The organism is Cryobacterium sp. (genome assembly GCF_026786305.1).
Taxonomy (GTDB): domain Bacteria; phylum Actinomycetota; class Actinomycetes; order Actinomycetales; family Microbacteriaceae; genus Cryobacterium.
The window spans coordinates 68,433-91,232 of record NZ_JAJAYI010000037.1 but is presented as its reverse complement, the minus strand read 5'-3'; the positions used below and the strand labels follow the sequence as shown (position 1 = coordinate 91,232).

Here is a 22,800-nt window from a genome sequence, read left to right as displayed (position 1 = left end):
ATACGTCAGGAGACCTCGAGAACGGCCATAGCGGCGTTGTGGCCGCCGAGCCCGCTGACTCCGCCGCCGCGCCTGGTTCCGGCGCCGCAGATGAGGATGCGCGCATGTTCGGTGCTGACTCCCCAGCGCGCGGCGGGCGTGTCGCGCGGCTCGTTATCCTCCAGAAACGGCCAAGACAGCCTGCCGTGAAAGATGTTGCCGCCGGGCAGGTTGAGGGCATGCTCGAGGTCGAGGGTCGTCTTGGTCTCGATGCAGGGGCGACCGTCGGCATCCGCTAACAACAGTGGCTCGATCGGCTCGGCGAGAACCGAATTGAGCGACCGCAGCACGGCGGCCTGCAACTGCGCCCGCGAGTCGTCGTTGTTCGCCTCGGTGAGAGTGCGATTCGGTGTGTGCAGGGCGAACACGGTGAGGGTGTGCGCCCCGGCCGCGGCAAGCGCCGGCGACAGAATGCTCGGGTCGGTCAGCGAGTGGCAGTAGATTTCGCACGGCACCGGGGCGGGAATCGTGCCCGCCACCGCCTGCTCATACGCGGTCTGCAGTTGCTCAAAGCTCTCGTTGATGTGAAACGTGCCTCCGAACGCCGCCTCCGGAGAGACGCTCGCGTCCTTCAACCGTGGCAGTCGGGTCAGCAACAGGTTGACCTTGACCTGCGCGCCCTCCGGCTTGTTTTCTGCATTTGATGCCCCGCCTGCAGCGCCCAGCAACTCGCGCAGCACCCACGGCGCCACGTTCGCCAGAACCACTGCGCCCCGAACCGTCTCCAGTCGCCCGTGCTGCCGGTACGTCACAACACCCTCGGGCGTCACAGCCGTCACGTCGGCGCCGGTCTCCAGACGAGATCCGGCCGCGCGGGCCGCCCGTTCCAATGCGCCGGTCACGGCGCCCATACCGCCGATCGGCACGTCCCAGTCCCCGGTTCCGTTGCCGATCACGTGGTACAGAAAACAGCGGTTTGCGTCGAGGCTCGGGTCGTCGAGGCTCGTGAATGTTCCGATCAGGCCGTCGGTGGCCACGACACCGCGCACGAGGTCGTTCGTAAAGCGGTCGGTGATCACCTTGCCGAGCGGCTGCTCGATCAGCGCGGTCCAGAGCGCGTCGTCGCCGACCAGCCGCCGCGCCTCCGAGCGGGTGAGCAGCGGTTCGCACACCGTGGGAAACACGGCGCGGGCCAGCCGGGCAGTGTCGTCGTAGAAGGCGTTCCAGGCGTCGAAATCGGCCGCCGCCCCGATGCGCGCAAAGGAGGCCTGGGTTGCCTCGGCGTCGCCGTGGTCCACGAGGAGCCCGTCCACGAGGAGCCCGTCGACGGAGAGCCCCGGCGTGTAGGACGAGTACCGGCGCCGGGCCAGCTCAATGTCGAGGCCCAACTCGCGAATGATTCGCGTCGGCAGCAGGCTCACCAGGTAGGAATAGCGGGAGAGGCGCGCGTCGACGCCGGGGAAGGCATCCGCTGAAACGGCGGCGCCACCGACCTGCGGCGCGCGCTCGAGCACGAGCACGCTGCGACCGGCCTGGGCGAGGTAGGTGGCGGCGACGAGGCCGTTGTGGCCGCCACCGATGATCACGACGTCGTGTCTGGGTTCGCTCATGCCCAGAGCCTATCGAGACGACCCTGCCTCGCCAACGCCAGTGCGCCCACCGTTCTCGGCGCGGTCACTGTCGGGGCACAGCCGGACACGGTGAGCTTCTCCGCCGACGGTACCTACGCCGTCACCGCCAATGAGGGCGCCTCGAAGCGGATGCCGACAACAAGCAGGGCGGCACGACTGGTCTGTACCGCTCTGCTCCTGCTGCTCGGCGGTGGCCTGCTCCGGGCCCGGCTACACCGGCGCGAGCGGCTCGAACGGGCGCGGCGGCTCGAGCGGGTCGGATTCGGTGGGCTTGGCCACTTTGCTCACCGCCCGGGCGAGGGCGTCGCGCACCGCGACCACGCCGGGGCGTAGCGCGCTCGACCGGCGCGCAGCCGAGAACAGGGTGCGATGCGGGGTGCCGGGCAGGTCATGCAACTGCACGGCCGGCATGCGGCCAGCCCAGACCAGGTCGGGCAGAATGCCCACCGCATTGCCGGATTCGATCAAGCGGATGTGCGCGATCAGATCGGCGGTCTCGAATCGAACGTCGGGTTCGAACCCCGCCGAACGGCAGAGCTGTGTCGCCCACTGCCGTGACGCGGTGCCCACCGGCTCCATCACCCAGGGCAGCCCGGCGGTCTCTTCCAGCGTGCCGGCGCGCACCCGCGAGCTCTCTTCGGGCGGCACCGCGAGCCGCAGCGCATCCGTCGCCAGGTTGACCCGGTCGAGGTCGGGCCAGTGCGCACGGGTGTGCCCGGGATACTGCTCGGCGAGCACGAGGTCGAAGTCGCGCGCCGCTACCTCGAACAGGCCGCGCTCGGGCTCCCGCTCGGTCACCTCGACCCGCAATGCCGCAAAATCCTCGGCCAAAAAGGTGAGCGCGCGGGGAATCACGGCGAGGGCCGCCGACTGAAACACGGCCACCCGCACGGTGCCCGACACCGTCGTGGTGCTCGCGCGCAGATCGGCCTCGGCGAGCTCGAGCCGCTCCAGCAGGTGGGTGGTGTGCTCGACCAGAATCTCCGCCTGCGGGGTGAGCTGCACCCGGCGGCCGACTTTTTTGAGCAGCACGACGCCGGCCTCCTTTTCGAGCAACGCGAGCTGTTGCGACACCGCGGAGGGGCTGTAGGCGAGGGCCTCGGCGACCCCGGCGAGGGTGCCGCGAATCTTCAGTTCGCGCAGCAGGCGCAGCCGTCTGACATCCAGCATCCGCTGCCCCCTACACCCATCACCGCACTCAAAACCGAATCATTAGAAAGTGTAACGAATATTATGCATAAACAATTGCTTTTGCTAAATATAGGCTGGCCGCAGACTTGAAGCACCCGAGCAACCCATCCGCGAACGAAAGACTAGTCTCGTGACCATGACCAACGCCTCCACCCGCCCCGCCAACGAGGATTTCAGTTCGGAGGTCGTCGCGCTCGTCAAGAAATGGCTCGACGAGAGCGCCACCATCCCAGCGGATGCCGCGGCCGAGCGGCTCGCCGGCGTGCTCAAGGACCCGAACGGCCTGGACTTCACGGTGGGCTTCGTCGACGGCGTCATGCGCCCCGAGGACAAGATGGTCGCCGGCTACAGCCTGCAGAAGGTCGCCAAGAAGGCGCCCGGCTTTCTGCCGCCACACATGCGCGCGGCCATCGGCCTCGGCGGCATCCTCGGACCGGTGCTGCCCTGGGTCGTCATCCCTGCCGCCCGCACGGTGCTGCGCCAGATGGTCGGCCACCTCGTCGTCGACTCCACCCCCGACAAGCTCGGCCCGGCACTCGTGCACCTGAAAGAGGGCGGTAACCGCCTCAACATCAACCTGCTCGGAGAATCGGTGCTCGGCGAGAAGGAAGCGCTCGAACGCCTCGAGGGCACCAAGCGTATCCTCGAACGCCCCGACGTGGACTACGTCTCGATCAAGGTGTCATCGATCGCCAGCCAGCTGTCGATGTGGGCCTTCGACGAGACCGTGGCCCGGGTGATTGAACGGCTGACGCCGCTGTTTGAGTTCGCCGCGGCATCCCCTACCCCGAAGTTCATCAACCTCGACATGGAGGAATACCGCGACCTCGACCTCACCATCGCGGTGTTCGAAGGGCTGCTTGACCAGCCGCAGCTCGCCCAGCTTGAAGCCGGCATCGTGCTGCAGGCGTACCTGCCCGACGCCCTCAGCGCCATCCAGGGCCTCACCCACTGGGCCCAGAACCGCCGGGCTGCCGGCGGTTCCCCGATCAAGGTGCGCCTGGTCAAGGGTGCAAACCTCGCCATGGAGCACGTCGATGCGACCGTGCACGACTGGCCGCTCGCCACCTTCTCAACCAAGCAGGACAGCGACACCAACTACAAGCGGGTGCTCAACTGGGCCCTCACCCCGCAGAACACCGACGCGGTCAAGCTCGGCATCGCCGGCCACAACCTGTTCGACGTGGCTTGGGCGCACCTGCTCAGCGTCGCCCGCGGCGTCGATGACCGGGTCGACTTCGAGATGTTGCTCGGCATGGCCACCGGCCAGGCCCAGGCCGTGCGCAAGGACGTCGGCCAGCTGCTGCTCTACACGCCCGTCGTCGACCCCTCGCAGTTCGACGTGGCCATCAGCTACCTCATCCGCCGGCTCGAAGAGAACGCGAGCCAGGAGAACTTCATGTCGGCCGTGTTTGAGCTGACCAGCAACCCTGAGCTTTTCGACCGTGAGAAGGCCCGTTTTCAAGCCTCCCTCGACGCCCTCGACGACCGGGTGCCCACCCCGAACCGGGTGCAGGACCGCTCCAGCAGCTACGACCAGGGCCGCCTCGCCGCGGCCCACACGGATGCCCGCAGCCAGACATCCGAGACCGCCCCCGACGCCGACCCGCAGCTGACCGGCGCGCTGCTCGGCATCACGCGCGGCTCGGTGCCCAGCCACTCGACCTTCCACAACGAGCCGGACACCGACCCGTCGCTTCCCGCCAACCGGGCCTGGGGCCGCCGTATTCTGGCCCGCGCCGACGCGTCCACACTCGGCACCGACACCATCGCGGCCGCCGCGGTAGCCGATGAGGCCGCGCTGGGCACCATCATCGACGGCGTGCTGGCCGCCGGGACCGCCTGGGGCCAGAAGACCGGCGCCGAACGCGCCGCCGTGCTGCACCGCGCCGGGCTCGCGCTCGCTGCCAACCGCGACCGCCTGATCGAGGTCATGGCGAGCGAGTGCGGCAAGACCATCGCCGAGGGTGACGCCGAGGTGAGCGAAGCCGTGGACTTCGCCCACTATTACGCCGAACGTGCCAAGGACCTCGACCACGTGCAGGGTGCCATCTTTGTGCCTTCGAAGCTCATCGTGGTCACCCCGCCGTGGAACTTTCCGACGGCCATACCCGCAGGCGGCGTACTCGCCGCCCTCGCCTCCGGTGCCGGCGTCGTCATCAAGCCCGCCGCCCTCGCCCAGCGCACCGGCGCCGTGGTCGTCGAAGCGCTCTGGGAAGCCGGCATCCCGCGGGAACTGCTCGCGCTGGTCAACCTGCAGGGCCGTGACCTCGGTGCCAAGCTCATCGCGCACCCCGCCGTGAACCGGGTCATCCTCACCGGCGGTTACGAGACGGCCGAGCTGTTCCGCTCGTTCCGGCACGACCTGTCCCTGCTCGCCGAAACCAGCGGCAAGAACGCCATCATCGTCACCCCCTCGGCCGACTTCGACCTCGCCGCCGCCGATGTCGTGAAGAGCGCCTTCGGCCACGCCGGCCAGAAGTGCTCGGCCGCGAGCCTCGTCATTCTGGTCGGATCGGTCGCGAAGTCGGAGCGGTTCCTCGGCCAGCTGGTCGACGCCGCGACCTCGATCAAGGTCGGCCTGGCAAGCGATCCGGTCACCCAGATGGGCCCGATCATGTCGCCGGCCGAGGGTAAGCTGCTGCACGCCCTCACAACGCTTGGAGCCGAAGAGAAGTGGCTGGTCGAACCCAAGCAGCTTGACGAGACCGGCAAGTTGTGGTCACCCGGCATTCGCACCGGCGTCGCGCCCGGATCGTATTTTCACCTCACCGAGTTCTTCGGCCCGGTGCTCGGCGTGATGCACGCGCGCAACCTGGAAGAAGCCATCCGCTTTCAGAACGCCGTCGACTTCGGCCTCACCAGCGGATTGCACTCGCTCGACACCGACGAACTGGCCCTCTGGGTCGACACCGTCGAAGCCGGTAACCTCTATGTCAACCGCGGCATCACCGGCGCCATCGTGCAACGCCAGCCGTTCGGCGGCTGGAAGCGCTCCGCCGTTGGCGCCGGTACCAAGGCCGGCGGACCGAACTACCTCCTCGGTCTCGGCAGCTGGGTCAGCGAACCGGGGCGCAACAGCTCGACACTGCACCTGCGCGGGCTTGAGCAGCGCGTCACCGACATCATCGAGGCCAGCCAGCCCTTTCTCGACTACGCCGACTTCGACGTGCTGCGCCGCTCGGCCGTGAGCGACGCCCTGGCCTGGCGCGAAGAATTCAACGTCGTGCGCGACGCCACCGGCCTCGGCGTGGAGCGCAACCTGTTCCGCTACCGCGCACTGCCGGTCACCGTGCGCCTGACCGAGAACGGAACGCTCGCCCAGTTGCTGCGCGTGATCGCCGCCGCGACCCTGTCGACGTCGCGCTACGACGTGTCGAGCACCATCCCGGTGCCGCCCGCCGTGCGCAACATCCTCGCCGAGCGCGAGATTCCGGTGGTCATCGAGAGCGACGAGGAATGGCTCGCGCGGGCCCGTTCCGGCGGAATCACGGCCAGCCGCGTGCGCCTGATCGGCAGTGACCCGGTGCTGGGAGCGTGGGAGGCGGCATCCGCTCTCGCCGATGCCGTCAACGGCAGCCCGGACATTGCCGTGTACTCGCACGCGGTCACCCAGGCCGGCCGCATCGAGGTCCTGCCGTTCCTGCGCGAACAGGCCATCTCGATCACCGCGCACCGGTTCGGCAACCCGAGCACGCTCTCCGAGGGTGTGATCTAGGCCGGATACGATACGTCACTGCGAAGATTTTTGGCCGAGCCTCCCCCAATCGCGTTATTTGGGGGGCGGTTTCGGCGGAATTTTCGCATTTCTGCACGAGCGCGTACGAGCGTTCACAGGCTACGCGCGGTTTACATGCAGTTTTGTGGGGGAAACTCATAGGGGACGTATGATTACCGCTGTCCACACTTCGACAGGGGTTCACGCTTGAACGGAAACGCGACGACGACGCACCGAAACGTCGCTTTGTTGTCGGTCACCAGTAAGATGGCGCCCCACATCACGACGTCGGAAGAAATCGACCGACGCCTCATGCCGGTTCTGACGCGCCTCAAACTGCCCACCGGGCTGCTGCAGCGCGTGGCCGGCGTCTACGAGCGCCGCAATTGGGGCCCGAACGAAACCTTTGACGACGCCGCGGTCAAGGCCGGCAAGATCGCCCTCCGCGAGGCCGGCATCAAGCCGAGCGACGTGGGCCTGCTCATCAACACCTCGGTCACCCGCAAGCATCTCGAACCCTCCGTGGCCGTGCGTATTCACCACGGACTCGGGTTGCCCTCGTCGGCGATCAACTTCGACATTGCGAACGCCTGCCTCGGCTTCGTCAACGGTATGACGCTCGCCGCGCAGCTCATCGACTCCGGCCAGATCACGTACGCCGTCATCATCGACGGCGAAGACGCCGACGAGATCCAGACCAACACGATCGACCGCCTCGGGCGCCCGGGCATCAAGCGCAAAGACTTCATGAGCGAGTTCGCGAGCCTCACCCTCGGTTCCGGTGCGGCCGCCGCCGTGCTCGGTCCAGCGGATGCCCACCCCGGTGGACACCGCATCCTGGGCGGCGTCACCCGCGCCGCCCCCCAGTTCAACGGACTGTGCGTCGGCAGCGTCGACGGCATGTTCACCGATGCCAAGGCGCTGCTCAAGGGCGGCATGGAACTGGTCGTCTCGGCCTGGACCGAAGCCAAACGCGACTGGAGCTGGTCGAACATGGACCGCTACATCGTGCATCAGGTGTCGGACGTGCACACCAACGCCATCGTGAAGGCTACCGGCATGGACAAGACCAAGGTGCCGCTGACCTATCCCACGCTCGGCAACGTGGGCCCGGCGTCGATTCCGATCACGCTCTCGCAGGAGGCGTCGAAGCTGCAGCCGGGCAACCGGGTACTGCTCATGGGCGTCGGCTCCGGCCTCAATACCGCCATGATGGAACTCGTCTGGTGACGGTGCCGCCCCGTGTTTTGTGTTCGCTGTAACCCCGCTCGGACTGCTCAGAAATGGCCCTGTGACTGATACCCGCACCTCATCCCGTCGTCTGCCCCGCACCGCTTCAGCACCGGCCGCGCTGCCGCCAGCCGGCTTGGTGGGGCTCGAACCGGAGTGGTCGCGGCTGATCGACGTCGTGGAGAGTGGAACTGCGGGGGTACGGCACGGCTGGCACCTGCTCGACAACGGCCCGCAGCTCGACGCGCTCGGCGTCAGTCCGGTCGGCACCATTCTGTGCGTTCATGGCAACCCCACCTGGTCCTACCTCTGGCGCGGACTCCTGACGTCGGCGACGAAGGCTGCGGCGTCGGGCGCGCCGGCCTGGCGCGTGATCGCCGTCGACCAGCTCGACATGGGCTTCTCCGCCCGCACCAGAGGTTTTCGCCCGCTCGCCCGCCGAGTGCGAGACCTTGGTGATCTGACCGACGCTCTCGAACTGACCGGCCCCATCGTGACCCTCGGCCACGACTGGGGTGGCGTCGTTTCGCTCGGCTGGGCCGCCGCCCACCCCGAACTACTGGCCGGCGTCATGCTGCTCAACACGGCCGTGCACCAACCGGCTGGCGACCCGATTCCGGCGCCGCTCCGGCTCGTGCTCGGGCGGGGCGTCCTCGGCAAGGCGACCGTGGCCACGCCCGCCTTCCTGGCCACCACCCTGGCTCTCGCGCATCCGCCGCTGTCGGCCGCGGTGAAGCACGGGTATCGCGCGCCCTACCTGACGAGCGCCCGCCGTGGCGGTGTCGGCGGCTTTGTCGCCGACATCCCGGTCGCTCTCGCCCACGAGAGCCGGCCCGAACTCGACCGCATCGCCGAGGAAGTGCGAGCGCTCGCGGTGCCGACGCTGCTGCTCTGGGGTCCGCGCGATCCGATCTTCAACGACCGCTACCTCGATGACCTGCTCGAACGGATGCCGCACGCCCGCGTGCACCGGTTCGAGGGAGCGGGGCATCTGCTCGCTGAAGATGCGGACTACTCCGCCGCCGCCCTGCTCTGGCTGGGCGACGCCGTCGTGCCGCCGGCCGCGCCGCCGGTCGTGCCGCCGGTCGAGCCGCCTGGGAACGCCGCCGCCGCCGCGGGACCCTGGGCGGTGGCGGGGACGCATCCGCTGTGGTATTTCCTCGACGAACTGCGTGACTCCGACGAGACCGCCCTCGTCGACATGCAGCCTGCCCCGCGCACGGTCAGCTGGCGGCTGCTCTCGCTGCGCGTGCGGCAGATCGCGGCCGGCCTCGTGCACATCGGCGTGGGGCCCGGCGACCGCGTCTCGCTTCTCGTACCGCCGAGCGCCGACCTCACCGCGGTGCTCTACGCCTGCGTGCGCATCGGCGCGATTGTCGTCGTAGCGGATGCCGGCCTCGGGCTGGTCGGCCTCACTCGCGCCGTGCGCGGCGCGCGCCCCGACTACATTATTGGGGCCGCTCCCGGCCTGATGGCCGCCCGTGTGCTCGGCTGGCCGGGGCGCGCGATCTCCACCGCCCGCTACCCGGCCCCGATGGCCCGGCTGCTCGGTACCCGGCACACCCTTGCCGAGCTGATCCGATTGGGCCAGGCTCGACTCGCAGCCGGCGACGAGCTCCCGCCCGAGCCTGCACCGAGCGACCCGGCCGCCGTGCTGTTCACCTCCGGATCGACCGGCCCGGCCAAGGGCGTCGTCTACACCCACGGCCAGCTTTCCGCCGTGAGCCGCGCCCTCTTCCTGCAGTACGGCGTCGGCGTCGGCACCGGTCTCGTCGCCGGATTTGCCCCGTTCGCGCTGCTTGGACCCGCCCTCGGCGCCCGCTCGGTCACCCCCGACATGGACGTCACCGCACCCAAAACCCTCACCGCCACCGCGGTCGCGGCCGCCGTCGCCGCGATCGACGCAACGGTCGTCTTTCTCTCGCCCGCCGCGCTCGTGAACGTCGTCGCGACGGCCGATGCACTCACGCCCGCCGACCACGCGGCCCTCGCCGGGGTGCAGCGTTTTCTCTCGGCCGGCGCACCCATCTCCGAAAGCCTGCTCGCCCAGGCCGCGGCGCTCATGCCGGGAGCGACCGCGCACACACCGTACGGTATGACCGAGGGCCTGCTCATGGCCGACATCACTCTTGAGGGAATTCGGGCAGCGGCCTGGGCCCCGGACGGCAGCGTGAACCCGGCCGGGGGTGTCTGCGTCGGGAGGGCGACCGCAACCACGCGCATCCGTATCAGTGCGCTCGACGCGAGTGGGGCATCCGCTGGTGAGCTGTCGGAGGAACCCGACGTGACCGGCGAGATCGTCGTGTCGGCGCCACACGTCAAGGACCACTATGACCGGCTCTGGCTCACCGAGCGGGCCTCGCGGCGCGGCGCGGTACCGGGCGAACGCTGGCATCGCACCGGCGACGTCGGCCATCTCGACAGCAGCGGCCGCCTGTGGGTGGAGGGCCGGATGCCGCACGTCATCGTGACGGCCGCCGGCGTGGTCACTCCGGTCGGGCCCGAGCAGCGCATCGAAACGTTGCCCGAGGTCGCCCGCGCGGCCTTCGTCGGCGTCGGCCCGCCCGGCACGCAGCAGCAGGTCGCCGTGATCGAAACCGTGCCGCCGGCCCGCCGATTACACCGAGCACCCGGGCCGCTCGCCGCCGCCGTGCGCGCCGCGGTGGGCTCGCCGGTCGCCGCCGTGCTCGTCGTGCCCGGGCTGCCCACCGATATTCGGCACAACTCCAAGATCGACCGCAGCCGTCTATCGCGCTGGGCCACCGGCATCCTCTCGGGCGGGCACTGGGTCAAGCCATGAGAGTACTGGTGACCGGAGCCAGCGGATTTCTCGGCCGAGCCGTCGCTGCCCGCATCAGCGCGGCCGGTCACGAGGTGCGCACCTTTCAGCGGCGACCGTCGGGCCTGCCCGGCGTCGAAGACGTGCACGGCTCGATCACGACCGGTGCCGACACGCCCTACGCCGGCCTGGCCTATGCCGTGAGCGGCATGCACGCGGTCGTGCACCTCGCGGCCAAGGTGTCGCTCACCGGCGACCCGGCTGAGTTCGAGGCCGTGAATGTCGGCGGCACCGGCACCGTGCTGCAGGCGGCTGAGGATGCCGGCGTCTCCCGCTTCGTCTATGTCTCCTCGCCCTCCGTGGCTCACTCGGGTAGCTCGATCATGGGCTCCGATGCCCTACCGGCCTCGCCGGATCAGGCCCGCGGCGATTACGCCCGCACCAAGGCTCAGGCCGAGCTGCTGGCGCTCGCCGCGGACGCTCCCGGATTCAGCGTGGTCGCCGTGCGCCCCCACCTGGTCTGGGGCCCCGGCGACACCCAGTTGATCGAGCGCATCGTTGACCGCGCCCGCCTCGGCCGGCTGCCGCTGCTCGGGCACGGCGCGGCGCTCATCGACACGACCTACATTGATAACGCGGCATCAGCGATCCACGCGGCGCTCGATGCCGCCGAAAGAGTGCACGGGCAGTCCTACGTAATCACTAACGGCGAACCCCGCCCGGTCGCGGAACTCCTCGCCGGAATCTGCGGTGCGGCGAACGTGGCGGCCCCGGCCTGGCGGGTGCCGGCATCCGCTGCCCGCGCTGCCGGCTCGATCATCGAGGCCATCTGGCGGCGTCGCCCGGATGGTGTCGGCCAAACCGACCAGCCGCCGATGACTCGGTTTCTGGCCGAGCAGCTCTCGACGGCGCACTGGTTCGACCAGCGGCGCACCCGCGCCGACCTCGGCTGGACCCCTCTGGTTTCGCTCGACGAGGGCTTCGAGCGCCTCGCCGCCCACTATCGCGTCGGCCGTTAGCTGCCCGTCGCCAGCGGCCTGTCGCTAGCCTGCTACGAGCGGATGCCGAGGGCCGCGCGCGCAAACGCGAGCGCCTCCTCGGGGGCGACGCCGAGCTGCCGCGCCGTGCCGGCGTACAGGGCGGCGGCAACCTGCACCTGCTGCTGGGCGGCGTTGCCGTTCGCGGCGATGAAGGATCCATTTCGGCCGCGCGTTTCGATCACCTCATCGCGCTCGAGCTCGCGGTAGGCACGGGCGACGGTATTGGCGGCTAGCCCAAGCTCTTCGGCGAGCTTGCGTACGGTCGGCAGCTTGTCGCCGGGGGCGAGATCGCCCGAATGCACGGCGGCGAGCACCTGCACCCGCAACTGTTCGAAGGGCGGCGTTGCCGAACGAGGATCGACCAGGAGCATCATGCCGGAGTCTTCGCTCGGCTGTCCTCGCCGGGCTGATCGTCAACCGCGGGGCCGCACGCGCGTCGGCGCCGGTCGAGCTCGACGGCCGTCTCGGGCCAGAGGCGGCGCAGGTAGTGCGTCGTACTACGATTGCGCAGGCTGGTGATGCCCCAGCTGATGAGGGCGAACACCAGCACGGGCCCCATGATCGTGAAGGAGCCGCGCAGTATCTCGCCGACCGAGCCGGGCGCGGGCAGGTTGATTGCGTCGCTCAACGACAGGAACAACACGCAGGTGCTCACGGCGGCAATGATCCCCGGAATCCCAACGAGGCTGCGCAGGGTCGTGCTGCGAAAGGCATCACTCCAGGCCAGTTCGATGTACGTGCGGGCCGGCTGGCCGCGACCGAGCAGCGCGTTCGCCGCGGTCCAGGTCAGCAGGCTTGCGGCGGCCGCGAGGGCCAGCAGTAGTCCGGCCGGCCAGAGAATTGATCGCACCGAGACGTCATCGAACACCCGCTCCGGGTTGACCGCGATGACCGCGAGCACGGCAATGTAGCCGAGGGTGGCCAACGTCAACAGGCTCAGCGAGAACGTGCGATCGAGGGGCGTGACGTAGTCGGCCAGCCGGGGGGACAGGCTGCGGGCCAGTCGCGGCGCCTCGGGAACCGGGGCAAAGGCCGAGCGGGAATCGTTGGCGATGAGGGCGATCGTTGACCCGACGGTCATTGCGATACCGGCGAAGAGCCCGTTCCAGGGGCTGCGGCCGTCGGTCATCCCGACCATCCCGACCAGCACCGCCGTTCCGACGACGAGACCAGCCATTGACCCGACGATTCCGGCCCGTTCGCGGGAATAGATCCGGTACGAGAGTTCGGGAACGATCGCCGGAACCAACGCGAGCCCGACCTGCCGAGAGTAGGCGTGCAGCATCCGTTGACGCGGTTCGGCACGCGTGAGATACGCCAGACGGATGCCGAGGCCCGTTACGACCACCGCCACCAGAATCACTGAGACCGTATTCACGAAACCCTTTCTTTGTGTGCGTTTTGTACCAGAGTAGCAATACGAAACTCGAGGTGTCCGACCGAACGCTCAGCTGTCGGACCGACGATTCAGGGCGTCGGTGACGAGCACGAGCGCCTCGGCCGGGTTCACACCGAGTTGTTCGATGCGCAAAGCGAAGGAATCAGCGGCCGCCTGCGCGTGCCGCTCGGTCGCACCGCCGGAGGGGGCGATGAACGATCCAAATCGGCCACGTGTTTCAATCACGCTGTCGCGCTCCAGCTCGCGATAGGCGCGTGCGACGGTGTTCGTGGCCAGGCCAAGCTCGGCGGCGAGGGCCCGCACGGTTGGCAGGCGGGTGTCGTGGGTCAGCTCCCCGGAGCGCACGGCCGCAATCACCTGACTGCGCAACTGTTCAAACGGCGGCGTACGCGACTGGGAATCAATGGCAAAAAATGAAGCGGGCACGACATTCTCCGATCAACGTTAGGAATAATATTGCCTCGCTACAACGGATGCTGCAACCGCATACCTTCGGTACGTTTCGTTGGTACTGTGCAATCGTTCGCACAATGCCGACAACGACCGGCGCACGCGCGGCTGGGTAGGCTCGACTCATGAACTTTCCGGCCGATCTCCGCGCCGAGCTGGCCGGGCTGCTGCCGACCCTGATCGGGGTTGTGCTGTTACTCGCGGTGGTCGTGACGGTGCTACGCGCCTCGAGCACGCAGCATCCGTTCGCCCCGGCGCTTGCCGTGCTGCGCGGAACCCTGCAGCTGGCCGCGATCAGTCTCATTCTCAGTGGAATCATCAACGATCCGCTGTGGGTCAGCGTGGGATTACTCGTTATGTTCGCGGCAGCGGTCGGCACCGTCGCGCGGCGCATTGGCTTCAGTCGGTCGCATCTGCTGCGCGTGGCCGTTGCGATGGGGCTCGGCGTGACCGTGACACTCACCGTTGTGTTCATGACCGGTGCGATCGAATTCTCACCGCGCTACGTGCTCGCGATCGGCGGCATCATTATCGGCAATGCCATGTCGATCGCGACCCTCAGCGGCCGCCGCTTCTCCGAGGCGGTCGGGGACCACTGGGACGAGGTCGAGGGTTGGATCGCGCTCGGGGCCACGCCGCGGCAGTCCACCCGTGAACTGGCCCGGCAGGCCGTCTATTTCGCCATCATCCCGTCCACCGACCAAACCAAGACCACGGGGTTGGTCACGCTACCGGGAGCGTTCGTCGGCGCGATATTCGGGGGAGCCTCGCCGCTGGAGGCCGGGAGGTTTCAGATCGTCGTGCTCGCCGGCATCCTCTGCGCCGGGTCGATCGCCGCGGTCACCCTGCTGCACCTGGTTTCCCCGGTGCGCCACAAGCCGGTGCCCGCCTAGACGAGTGCGCTACTCGATCGATCGGTGGATCAGGCGGGAGAGCACGATCGCGCTGCGGGTGTGGTCGACGTTGGGGGCCAGGCGTACTTTCTCGAGCGCCGCCTCGAGGCCCGGAATGTCGCGGGCGCGAATGTGCACCATGGCGTCGGCGCTGCCGGTGACGGTTCCCGCGTCGACGACCTCGGGCACGCCCGAGAGAATGCGCAGTAATTCGTGGGGCGCCACGGTGCCGCGGCAGAACAGCTCGACGTACGCTTCCGTGCTCATGCCGTCGACGGCCGGGTCGACCTGAATGGTGAAGCTGCGAATCACCTTGTCGGCCACCAACCGGTCAACGCGGCGTTTCACAGCGGATGCCGACAGGCCCACGACCGAGCCGATATCGCCATAGCCGGCGCGAGCGTTCTGGCGCAGCAGGTCGAGAATGCTGTGGTCGAGGTTGTCCATGGGCCGAGTCTAGGCGACCACCCTGCGCAAAATTGCGTCAAGGCCACAATTCTCGAAGCTTTCTTGCGCATATAAGCGTGAAACGTTGAATCATGCTGTGTGAGACTGGAAAAGGCGTCCCGGAACGATTGAGGTTAGTCGTTCCGGGCTCTCGTGAGCGACTTGGTCCGCCATTCACCCCGAGTTCCGCCGGGTCGACAGGCCCGCGGATCCCCGAAGGAGCCTCATGTCGATCGTTTCAGCCACCCCGGTTCTTGCCGAAGAAGCCGCCGTTCCCGTGCGCACCGCCACCAAGCGCACCGTTCTCATGTGCAAGCCGCAGTTTTTCACCGTGGTCTACCGCATCAACCCGTGGATGGACCCGGCACTTCCCACCGACACCTCCCTCGCCGTGGCCCAGTGGCAGACCCTGTATGACGCCTACATCGGCCTCGGCTTCGACGTGCACCTGATTGACCCGATCAACGGCCTTCCCGACATGGTCTACGCGGCCAATGGCGGCTTCGTCATCGACAACTCGGCCTACGGCGCCAAATTCACCCACGTGGAGCGCCAGCCCGAAGGCCCCGCCTACATGGACTGGTTCGGTGCAAACGGCTTCAACGTGCGCGTGCCCGTCGAGACGAACGAGGGCGAGGGCGACTTTCTGTTGGTCGGCGACGTCATTCTGGCCGGCACCGGCTTTCGCAGCGACTCGAACAGCCACGCGGAACTGTCGGCCATCGCCGGCCGTCCGGTCATCACCCTGCGCCTGATCAATCCGAGTTTCTACCACCTCGACACCGCCGTCGCCGTGCTCGACGACACAAACATCGCGTACCTGCCGAGCGCCTTCGACGCGCCGAGCCTGGCCATTCTGCAGGAACGCTACCCGGACGCCATCATCGTCACCGAGGAAGACGCCGCCATCCTCGGCCTCAACTCCTACTCCGACGGCTACAACGTCGTCATCGCGGCCCGCGCCAAGGACTTCGAACGCCAGCTGCGCGCGCGCGGTTACAACCCGATCGGCGTCGACCTGTCCGAGCTGCTGCTGGGTGGCGGCGGCGTCAAGTGCTGCACGCTCGAGCTGCGCCGATGACCGACCGAACCACCCTGAAGGAGCACAAATGACCACGAACCTGACCGACGCGCGGGCCGTAGCCGCCGCATCCGTTTCGCCTGCGGCTGCCGGCCTGATTGCGCAGGAGAGCGCGCACGCCGCGCACAACTACCACCCACTCGAGGTCGTCGTCGCGTCCGGCGACGGTGCCTGGGTAACGGATGTCGCGGGTCATCGCTACCTGGACTGCCTCGCCGCCTACTCCGCCGTGAACTTCGGGCACTCCAACCCGGTGCTGCTTCACGCTGCTCGTGCGCAGCTGGGCCGCATCACCCTGACCAGCCGGGCCTTCTACAACGACCAGCTCGGCCCGTTCGTGACCGCGCTCGCCGAACTCGCCGGCAAAGACATGGTGTTGCCCATGAACACCGGCGCGGAAGCGGTTGAATCCGGCATCAAGGTTGCCCGCGCCTGGGGCTACCGGGTGAAGGGCGTCGCGCCCGATCTGGCGAACATCATCGTCGCCGCCGGCAACTTTCACGGCCGTACGACCACCATCATCAGCTTTTCCGACGACGAGTCGGCCCGCGCAGGATTCGGCCCGTTCACGCCCGGTTTTCGCACCGTGCCCTACGGCGATGCCGCGGCGCTCGAAGCCGCAATCGACGAGAACACCGTCGCCGTGCTGCTCGAACCCATTCAGGGTGAGGCTGGCATCGTCGTGCCGCCGGCGTCGTACCTGCCGGCGGTGCGCGAGATCACCACGCGCCACAACGTACTGTTCATCGCCGATGAGATTCAGTCGGGCCTCGGTCGCACCGGCTCGACCTTCGCCTGTGATCTCGTGGGCGTCGTGCCCGACCTCTACCTGCTCGGTAAGGCTCTCGGCGGCGGCATCGTTCCCGTTTCGGCCGTCGTCGGCAACACCGACGTGCTCGGTGTGCTGCACCCGGGCGAGCACGGCTCGACCTTTGGCGGCAACCCGCTCGCCGCGGCCGTCGGCCTGGCCGTCGTGAACATGCTGGCCACCGGCGAATACCAGCAGCGCGCGCCCGAGCTCGGTGCGCGCCTGCACGCGGGGCTGCGTGCGCTGATCGGCCACGGCGTGGTCGCCGTGCGCGGCGTGGGGCTCTGGGCCGGTATCGATATCGACTCCTCCCTCGCCCCGGGCCGGGCCGTCTGCGAGGCGCTCCTGGCCCGCGGCCTGCTCGCCAAGGACACGCACGGCTCGACCATTCGCCTCGCGCCGCCGATCGTCGTCTCGGCTGAGGACGTGGACTGGGCCGTCGAGCAGCTGCGCCTCGTGCTCGCCGACCTCGCTGCGCTGTAGGTAAGTTCGGAGATTTTCGCGCCCGCGCACCGCCGCGCTCGCCCCCGTAGGCTGGCAGCCATGTACACGGACCTGCCCGAAGCTGACCTGCGCCGCTACGTCAGCGCGCAGGCCGACCCCGCCGACTTCGACTTATTCTGGGCGGGAACGCTAGCCGAGACCGAGATGTACGACCTCAATGTCACGGTCACCCAGGTCGATGCCGGCCTGATTACCCTCGACGTGTTCGACGTGACCTTCTGCGGGTACGGCGGGCAGAGGGTCAAGGCCTGGCTGCGGGTTCCGGCCGGGACGACCGACCCGATGCCGGCCATCGTGCAGTTTCACGGTTATGGCCGGGGGCGGGGCCAGGCTTTTGAGAACCTGCTCTGGGCATCCGCTGGCTTCGCCCATTTTGAAATGGATGTCCGCGGCCAGGGATTCGGCGGCAGTACCGGCGACACCGACGACGACGCGGGCAGTGGCCCGCAGGTTCCGGGGTTCATGACGCGCGGCATTGGGGCCCGCGAGACGTACTACTATCGCAGGGTCTTCGCGGATGCGGTGCGTGCGGTCGCGGCGGCACGCAGCCTCGATCTCGTCGATGCAGCGCGGGTCGGCGTGACCGGGGTGAGTCAGGGCGGCGGCATTGCGCTCGCCGTGGCCGGGCTCGTGCCCGAGCTGGCCGCAGTCGTTGCCCGGGTACCGTTTCTGTGCGACTTTCCGCGGGCATCCGTCATCACCGACGCCCTGCCGTACCGGGAGCTCGGCCAGTACCTCGCCACGAACCGGTTGAAAGTGAAGCGGGTGCACGACGTGCTCGCCTACTTCGACGGGGTCAATTTCGCCAAGCGCGCCACCGCGCCGGTGATCGTGACGGCCGCCCTGATGGACCAGATCTGCCCGCCGTCGACGGTGTTCGCGGCCTACAACAATTACGCCGGACCGAAGCAGATCACCCTCTGGCCGTACAACGGACACGAGGGTGGTGCCTGGGAAGACGACGCACTCGCCCTGCGGGCCTTTCGCGAACACCTCGCCTGAACCGCCGGGCGAGCGGGTGCTGGCCAGCGCCGACGCGCCGACCCAGGATTACGCCGAGCTCCTGCAACGACGGGAAGACGCCGATTCCACGCTGGAGCTGAAGGCTGCAGGCCTCTTCTCGTCGCTGGCCCGGAACGATCCACTCGCCGACGGCAACAAACGAGTGTCCTGGATCCTCACCGTGGCCTCCTTCCAGCAGTGGACTGACCGGGCCGTTCGACACTCGTGGTGGTGAAGTGCCTCAGACAGCGCTACTGCGCCGGGGTTGCCTTCTTCGGCGCACGCCGTACCGGTGTGCCCGTGACGGCAGCGGATACGCTGACGGTTTCCTTTCGCACGGGCGTCTTGCGCGCGGGGGCGGCGTCGGCGGCGGCGACCAGGGGCGCGGCGACCGGTTGAAGCCGGGCGAGCTGCGTCACATGCGCGGGGTTCAGTTCCTCGAGCGCGTTCACGCCGAGCAGCCGCATGGTGCGGGCAACCTGTTCCGACAGGATCGCAATTGTGCGGTCGACCCCGGCCTCGCCGCCGGCCATGAGCCCGTAGAGGTAGGCGCGGCCGATCATGGTGAAGCGGGCGCCGAGGGCGACCGAGGCGACGATGTCGGCTCCCGACATGATGCCCGTGTCGAGGTGCACCTCGGTGTGGGCGCCGATCTCACGGGCGACCTGCGGCAGCAGGTGAAACGGAATCGGCGCGCGGTCGAGCTGGCGACCGCCGTGGTTCGAGAGGGTGATGCCGTCGACACCGAGGTCGACGAGACGCTTGGCGTCCTCGAGGTTCTGCACGCCCTTGACGACGACCTTACCGGGCCACTGCGCCTTGATCCAGGCGAGATCTTCGAAATCGACGGTGGGGTCGAACATCGTATCGAGCAGGTCGGCCACGGTGCCGCTCCAGCGGTCGAGGCTTGCGAAGGAGAGGGGCTCGGTGGTCAGGAAGTTGATCCACCACTCCGGGCGCGGCAGTGCGTTGACGACGGTACCGAGGGTGAGGGCGGGCGGAATCGAGAAACCGTTGCGCTGGTCGCGTAACCGAGCGCCCGCGACGGGTACGTCGACGGTGACGAGAAGGGTGTCGTAGCCGGCCTTGGCGGCCCGGTCGACGAGAGCCATGGAGCGGTCGCGGTCCTTCCACATGTACAACTGAAACCAGTTGCGTCCGTTCGGGTTGGCGGCCTTGACGTCTTCAATCGAGGTCGTGCCCATGGTCGAGAGTGCGAACGGAATACCGGCCCGGGCCGCGGCGTGCGCCCCGGCGATCTCGCCCTCGGTCTGCATCATGCGGGTGAAGCCGGTGGGCGCGATGCCGAAGGGCTGGGCCACCGGGGCGCCCAGTACGTCCCAACCCGTCGACACGGTCGACACGTCGCGCAGGATGGCGGGGTGAAACTCGATGTCTTCGAAGGCTTGGCGGGCCCTTTTGATCGAGATCTCGGCCTCGGCGGCCCCCTCGGTGTAGTCGAATGCGGCCTTCGGGGTGCGCTTTTTGGCGATGGCGCGCAGGTCGTTAATCGTGAGCGCGGCGTCGAGGCGGCGCTTCTTCGCGTTGAACTCGGGGCTTTTGAATTTCATGAGCGGAGCGAGGTCTGTGATCTTGGGGATGCGTCGTTGAACCATGGTCGTCCTATCGTGTCGTCGGGAGGGAAGTGGCTGGAGTGAGATGCGTCTCGGCGTAGTACCCCGAGATGTGGGCGTGCACGGCGAGGCGGGCGGCATCTGCGTCACCGGCCTGGACGGCACGGAGAATGCCGCGATGCTCCATCATCAGCCGAGCGGATGTTGCCCGCCAGCTCGAAAGACCCGCCACGCCCGCCCGCGCGTACCCCTCGATCGCGCTGCGGAGGCCGGCCATGGTCGCGGTGATCACCTGGTTGCCGCTTGCTTCGGCGAGCGAGAGGTGAAACTGGGTGTCGAGGGCGAGGAATTCGGCTTCGGTGAGGGGCTGGGATTCCATCGCACTGAGGATTTGCGCGCAGCCAGCCAGATCGATGGAGGTCGTGCGGCAGGCCTCGGCCAGCTCGGAGACGATCGACCCTTCCAGTACGAGACGGGTCTTGACGACGTCGGCCACCGGAAAACCCTGCGCCGCGACCTGCAGACGCATGAGCGCCGACATGCCGCCGCCGGGGCGGGCAACGATGATCGCGCCTGCGGAGGGCCCGGAACCGACGGCGGTGCGAATGAGCCCCAGCACGTCGAGCACGCGGAGCGCTTCGCGTACGCTCGACCGGCCGACACCGAGGTCGGCCGCGAGGGTGCGCTCGGGCGGCAGATGATCGCCCGGGCTGAGCCGCCCCTCGAGCAGGTCGAGTTCGACGGCGTCGAGCACGACCTGCCAGGCACGCGGGCTGAACGCGGTCATGGTGTCCTCTCGGTCGCTGTGGTCTGACCACAGGATACACGATTTTTCCGGGATTGCGGGATACAGTTTCAGCCAACCCGGGAGAGACCATGACCGCCGCACCCCAGCTCATCGACCTGAAACTGCCCGACGGACCGGGCGGGAGCGCTGGTCTGAAAGCCATCCTCGCGATCCCGGCCGGCGCCGGCCCGTGGCCCGGCGTCGTGCTCGTGCACGAGGCGTTCGGGCTCACCGACGTCATGCGCCGCCAGGCCATCAGAATGGCCGAGGCCGGCTATCTTGCACTCATGCCCGACCTCTTCACCGAGGGTGGAACCCGCAAATGCCTCGTTGCGACCTTTCGCGCCCTGTCGGCCGGCGCCGGCCGGGCCTTCGTCGACATCGACTCGGCCCGCACGTTCCTGAGTGAGCGCAGCGACTGCACCGGTCGCATCGGCGTGCTCGGCTTTTGCATGGGCGGCGGTTTTGCCCTCGCCACGGCCACGCGCGGTTTCGATGCCGCCTCGGTCAACTATGGTCGGTTGCCGAAGGAGCTCGACGATCACCTGCTCGGCGCGTGCCCGATCGTCGGCAGCTTCGGCGGCGCCGACCGCTCCCTGATCGGCGCGGCAGCCACGCTCGACTCCGCCCTGGACCGGCTGAAGATCGAGCACGACGTCAAGGAATACCCGGGTGCCGGCCATGCCTTCCTCAACGACGAAGAGACCGGGCCGCGGGTTCTCCGGCCCGTGCTCAAGCGTATTCTCGGCGCCGGCCCCGACCCGGTGGCCGCCGCCGACGCGTGGACCCGCATCGAGGAGTTCTTCTCCGAACATCTGGGCCCGGGGCCCGTCGAACCCTGAACGCCGAGAGCGGATGCGTGACCCCGGCATCCGCTCTCTTGGGTGGGCAGTGCTTTAGCGCAGCGTGTAACTCTTCGGGAGCTTCAGGCCGCGCTCGGTCATGACGTCACGCAGGCGCGTGGGGTAGTCGGTGATGATTCCGTCGACGCCGAGGTTCATGATGGCGGTGATGTCGGACGTGGTGTTCACGGTCCACGGGATGACCGGCAGCCCGAGCTCGTGTGCCTCGGTCACCATCTGCGCCGTGACCGAGGCGAAGGTCGGCGACACAACGTCGTAGCCCTGGGCGGCAGCGGCCTGGGCCAGGGAGCCGTTGTAGTCATCGATGTCGATCCCGCCGAGGTTGGGGCTGATTCCCGGCTGACCGACGCCCATCCACGCGTCGCCGCTCGAGAGGGCAACGAGAGAGAGCTCGGGGGCGATCTGTTTGGTGAGGTTGAGGGAGGCCCAGTCGAAGCTCTGCACCGTGGTGCGCTCGGCCATTCCGCTCTGCTGGATCTCGGCGACGACCCTGCGAGTAAGCGCTTGCATCTCGGCATCACCGGTCGGACCGGCCACTTCCACCTTGGTCTCAACGTTGAGGCCCACCTTCGCGGCCTTGTACGCGTTCACGAGACCAAAGACATCCGTGAGCAGCGCGATGCGCGTTCCGGGTGTGTTGACCTGCTCGGGAAAGCCCGGCAGCTGCTGGTAACCGCAGTCCATCGTCTCGATCTGAGCATACGTGAGCTCGCGCACGCGGTCGTTCGCGTAGGGAAACTGCGGGTCGTCCGCGAACGCCGGGGCGGTGTCTGCGCACTTGCTCGCGGTCATCACGTCGTCGTGCCACACCACGATGCGGTCGTCACGGGTGAGGTGCGTGTCGAGTTCGAGCGTGCTCACGCCGAGTTCGAGCGAGTGGGCGAGCGCGGTGATCGACTCTTCACCCCACTGACCGCGGCCGCCGCGGTGCGACTGCAGGTCGAAGGAGCCGTTGCTGTCGTCGGCCTGGAGCGGCGTTCCGGTGGGCGTGGTGGGGGCTGCCGTTGCCGGGGCGGCCGAGACGGTCGCGGCTCCCACCGAGAGAGCAGCGACGACCGTGATCGTCAAAATGTTGCGCAGGCGCATTGCGAATTCCTTTGGTTGCCGGGCGGGCCATTTTTCGGTCCGTGTTGCCACGGTAGAAACCGAACGTGACGGATGCCTGTTGTCGGCCTGTCCGCTCGGTGAACGCTTGGGGGCGGTCACCGAGCCGACTCTGCGCTCGCTGCCCTCGCGGCCTCGCTGTGGGACTCGAAGCCGTGACCGACAACGTGAACCGGTCCACGGGCGACCGAGACCCGGCCCACCCGGCCAACCCGGCCCACCCGGCCAACCCGGGCGACACCAAGAACTGCGGCGACTTCTCCACCTGGGCCGACGCCCAGAACCGGCACGACACCTACTATTCGTCCTCCGGTGACGTC

At 68.1% G+C, this 22,800-nt stretch carries 19 protein-coding genes; 10 read left to right on the top strand and 9 right to left on the bottom strand.

Annotation, left to right across the window (positions count from 1 at the left end; genetic code table 11):
* Positions 1–5 precede the first annotated feature (5 nt).
* Both LH475_RS04220 and LH475_RS04215 read right to left on the bottom strand, forming a co-directional pair.
* Entirely contained in the window at positions 6–1,589 is a 1,584-nt protein-coding gene (locus LH475_RS04220) for an NAD(P)/FAD-dependent oxidoreductase (protein ID WP_297412936.1), read from the bottom strand.
* Between the two features lie 231 nt (positions 1,590–1,820).
* Complete coding sequence (locus LH475_RS04215) at positions 1,821–2,780, bottom strand: LysR family transcriptional regulator (RefSeq protein WP_196842847.1); 960 nt, start codon at positions 2,778–2,780, stop codon at positions 1,821–1,823.
* 157 nt (positions 2,781–2,937) lie between these two features.
* Between LH475_RS04215 and LH475_RS04210 the strand changes: the two genes are divergently transcribed.
* The 4 genes from LH475_RS04210 to LH475_RS04195 all read left to right on the top strand — a co-directional run bounded on the left by LH475_RS04210 (position 2,938) and on the right by LH475_RS04195 (position 11,547).
* Positions 2,938–6,519 (top strand): bifunctional proline dehydrogenase/L-glutamate gamma-semialdehyde dehydrogenase, encoded by a 3,582-nt coding sequence (locus LH475_RS04210; RefSeq protein WP_196843043.1) that lies wholly within the window; start codon positions 2,938–2,940, stop codon positions 6,517–6,519.
* Positions 6,520–6,726: 207 nt separating this feature from the next.
* The gene (locus tag LH475_RS04205; RefSeq protein WP_297412935.1) at positions 6,727–7,749 is read left to right on the top strand and encodes a 3-oxoacyl-ACP synthase III; all 1,023 of its coding nucleotides are present in this window, start codon (positions 6,727–6,729) and stop codon (positions 7,747–7,749) included.
* 61 nt (positions 7,750–7,810) lie between these two features.
* On the top strand, positions 7,811–10,549 hold the full coding sequence (locus LH475_RS04200) for an alpha/beta fold hydrolase (RefSeq protein WP_297412934.1): 2,739 nt from the start codon (positions 7,811–7,813) through the stop codon (positions 10,547–10,549).
* Positions 10,546–11,547 carry an NAD-dependent epimerase/dehydratase family protein gene (locus LH475_RS04195; protein WP_196842845.1) on the top strand — a complete coding sequence of 334 codons (1,002 nt, stop codon included), beginning with the start codon at positions 10,546–10,548 and terminating at the stop codon, positions 11,545–11,547. Before LH475_RS04200 ends, LH475_RS04195 begins: the two co-directional genes overlap by 4 nt.
* A gap of 32 nt (positions 11,548–11,579) precedes the next feature.
* On the opposite strand, the gene LH475_RS04190 is transcribed toward LH475_RS04195, so the two are convergent.
* From LH475_RS04190 to LH475_RS04180, 3 genes are all read right to left on the bottom strand, one after another.
* On the bottom strand, positions 11,580–11,942 hold the full coding sequence (locus tag LH475_RS04190) for a GntR family transcriptional regulator (RefSeq protein ID WP_366145584.1): 363 nt from the start codon (positions 11,940–11,942) through the stop codon (positions 11,580–11,582).
* Positions 11,939–12,946, bottom strand: coding sequence for a hypothetical protein (locus LH475_RS04185; RefSeq protein ID WP_297412933.1), 1,008 nt, complete (start codon positions 12,944–12,946; stop codon positions 11,939–11,941). Before LH475_RS04185 ends, LH475_RS04190 begins: the two co-directional genes overlap by 4 nt.
* A gap of 69 nt (positions 12,947–13,015) precedes the next feature.
* Positions 13,016–13,393, bottom strand: a complete 378-nt coding sequence (locus LH475_RS04180; protein ID WP_297412931.1) for a GntR family transcriptional regulator — start codon at positions 13,391–13,393, stop codon at positions 13,016–13,018.
* A 149-nt stretch (positions 13,394–13,542) separates the two neighbouring features.
* On the opposite strand from LH475_RS04180, the gene LH475_RS04175 reads away from it, so the two are divergent.
* Positions 13,543–14,310 (top strand): ABC transporter permease, encoded by a 768-nt coding sequence (locus LH475_RS04175; protein ID WP_297412929.1) that lies wholly within the window; start codon positions 13,543–13,545, stop codon positions 14,308–14,310.
* Between the two features lie 9 nt (positions 14,311–14,319).
* On the opposite strand, the gene LH475_RS04170 is transcribed toward LH475_RS04175, so the two are convergent.
* A complete protein-coding gene (locus LH475_RS04170; protein WP_196842842.1) occupies positions 14,320–14,757 on the bottom strand; it encodes an Lrp/AsnC family transcriptional regulator in 438 nt (145 codons plus the stop codon).
* A 226-nt stretch (positions 14,758–14,983) separates the two neighbouring features.
* On the opposite strand from LH475_RS04170, the gene ddaH reads away from it, so the two are divergent.
* Genes ddaH through LH475_RS04150 form a run of 4 tightly spaced genes read left to right on the top strand, consistent with a single transcriptional unit; the run spans position 14,984 to position 18,387 of the window.
* The gene (gene ddaH / locus LH475_RS04165) at positions 14,984–15,838 is read left to right on the top strand and encodes a dimethylargininase (protein WP_196842841.1); all 855 of its coding nucleotides are present in this window, start codon (positions 14,984–14,986) and stop codon (positions 15,836–15,838) included.
* 28 nt (positions 15,839–15,866) lie between these two features.
* Positions 15,867–17,129 carry an ornithine--oxo-acid transaminase gene (rocD, locus tag LH475_RS04160; RefSeq protein ID WP_297412928.1) on the top strand — a complete coding sequence of 421 codons (1,263 nt, stop codon included), beginning with the start codon at positions 15,867–15,869 and terminating at the stop codon, positions 17,127–17,129.
* 60 nt (positions 17,130–17,189) lie between these two features.
* Positions 17,190–18,152, top strand: a complete 963-nt coding sequence (locus LH475_RS04155) for an acetylxylan esterase (protein WP_196842839.1) — start codon at positions 17,190–17,192, stop codon at positions 18,150–18,152.
* A gap of 16 nt (positions 18,153–18,168) precedes the next feature.
* Positions 18,169–18,387 (top strand): Fic family protein, encoded by a 219-nt coding sequence (locus LH475_RS04150; protein ID WP_196842838.1) that lies wholly within the window; start codon positions 18,169–18,171, stop codon positions 18,385–18,387.
* A 16-nt stretch (positions 18,388–18,403) separates the two neighbouring features.
* Here the strand turns inward: LH475_RS04150 and LH475_RS04145 are convergent, their stop codons facing one another.
* Positions 18,404–19,768 carry an alpha-hydroxy acid oxidase gene (locus tag LH475_RS04145; RefSeq protein ID WP_196842837.1) on the bottom strand — a complete coding sequence of 455 codons (1,365 nt, stop codon included), beginning with the start codon at positions 19,766–19,768 and terminating at the stop codon, positions 18,404–18,406.
* A gap of 7 nt (positions 19,769–19,775) precedes the next feature.
* A complete protein-coding gene (locus tag LH475_RS04140) occupies positions 19,776–20,513 on the bottom strand; it encodes an FCD domain-containing protein (protein ID WP_196842836.1) in 738 nt (245 codons plus the stop codon).
* A gap of 89 nt (positions 20,514–20,602) precedes the next feature.
* On the opposite strand from LH475_RS04140, the gene LH475_RS04135 reads away from it, so the two are divergent.
* Positions 20,603–21,355 (top strand): dienelactone hydrolase family protein, encoded by a 753-nt coding sequence (locus tag LH475_RS04135; protein WP_196842835.1) that lies wholly within the window; start codon positions 20,603–20,605, stop codon positions 21,353–21,355.
* A gap of 54 nt (positions 21,356–21,409) precedes the next feature.
* Here the strand turns inward: LH475_RS04135 and LH475_RS04130 are convergent, their stop codons facing one another.
* Positions 21,410–22,462, bottom strand: coding sequence for a glycerophosphodiester phosphodiesterase family protein (locus LH475_RS04130; protein WP_196842834.1), 1,053 nt, complete (start codon positions 22,460–22,462; stop codon positions 21,410–21,412).
* Positions 22,463–22,800 lie beyond the last annotated feature (338 nt).

Excerpts from the sequence above, each read along its gene's own strand:
- LH475_RS04220 (WP_297412936.1), bottom strand. The coding sequence starts at position 1,589 with ATGAGCGAACCCAGACACGACGTCGTGATCATCGGTGGCGGCCACAAC.
- LH475_RS04215 (WP_196842847.1), bottom strand. The coding sequence starts at position 2,780 with ATGCTGGATGTCAGACGGCTGCGCCTGCTGCGCGAACTGAAGATTCGC.
- LH475_RS04210 (WP_196843043.1), top strand. The coding sequence starts at position 2,938 with ATGACCAACGCCTCCACCCGCCCCGCCAACGAGGATTTCAGTTCGGAG.
- LH475_RS04195 (WP_196842845.1), top strand. The coding sequence starts at position 10,546 with ATGAGAGTACTGGTGACCGGAGCCAGCGGATTTCTCGGCCGAGCCGTC.
- LH475_RS04190 (WP_366145584.1), bottom strand. The coding sequence starts at position 11,942 with ATGATGCTCCTGGTCGATCCTCGTTCGGCAACGCCGCCCTTCGAACAG.
- LH475_RS04175 (WP_297412929.1), top strand. The coding sequence starts at position 13,543 with ATGAACTTTCCGGCCGATCTCCGCGCCGAGCTGGCCGGGCTGCTGCCG.
- LH475_RS04170 (WP_196842842.1), bottom strand. The coding sequence starts at position 14,757 with ATGGACAACCTCGACCACAGCATTCTCGACCTGCTGCGCCAGAACGCT.
- ddaH (WP_196842841.1), top strand. The coding sequence starts at position 14,984 with ATGTCGATCGTTTCAGCCACCCCGGTTCTTGCCGAAGAAGCCGCCGTT.
- rocD (WP_297412928.1), top strand. The coding sequence starts at position 15,867 with ATGACCACGAACCTGACCGACGCGCGGGCCGTAGCCGCCGCATCCGTT.
- LH475_RS04155 (WP_196842839.1), top strand. The coding sequence starts at position 17,190 with ATGTACACGGACCTGCCCGAAGCTGACCTGCGCCGCTACGTCAGCGCG.
- LH475_RS04145 (WP_196842837.1), bottom strand. The coding sequence starts at position 19,768 with ATGGTTCAACGACGCATCCCCAAGATCACAGACCTCGCTCCGCTCATG.
- LH475_RS04140 (WP_196842836.1), bottom strand. The coding sequence starts at position 20,513 with ATGACCGCGTTCAGCCCGCGTGCCTGGCAGGTCGTGCTCGACGCCGTC.
- LH475_RS04135 (WP_196842835.1), top strand. The coding sequence starts at position 20,603 with ATGACCGCCGCACCCCAGCTCATCGACCTGAAACTGCCCGACGGACCG.
- LH475_RS04130 (WP_196842834.1), bottom strand. The coding sequence starts at position 22,462 with ATGCGCCTGCGCAACATTTTGACGATCACGGTCGTCGCTGCTCTCTCG.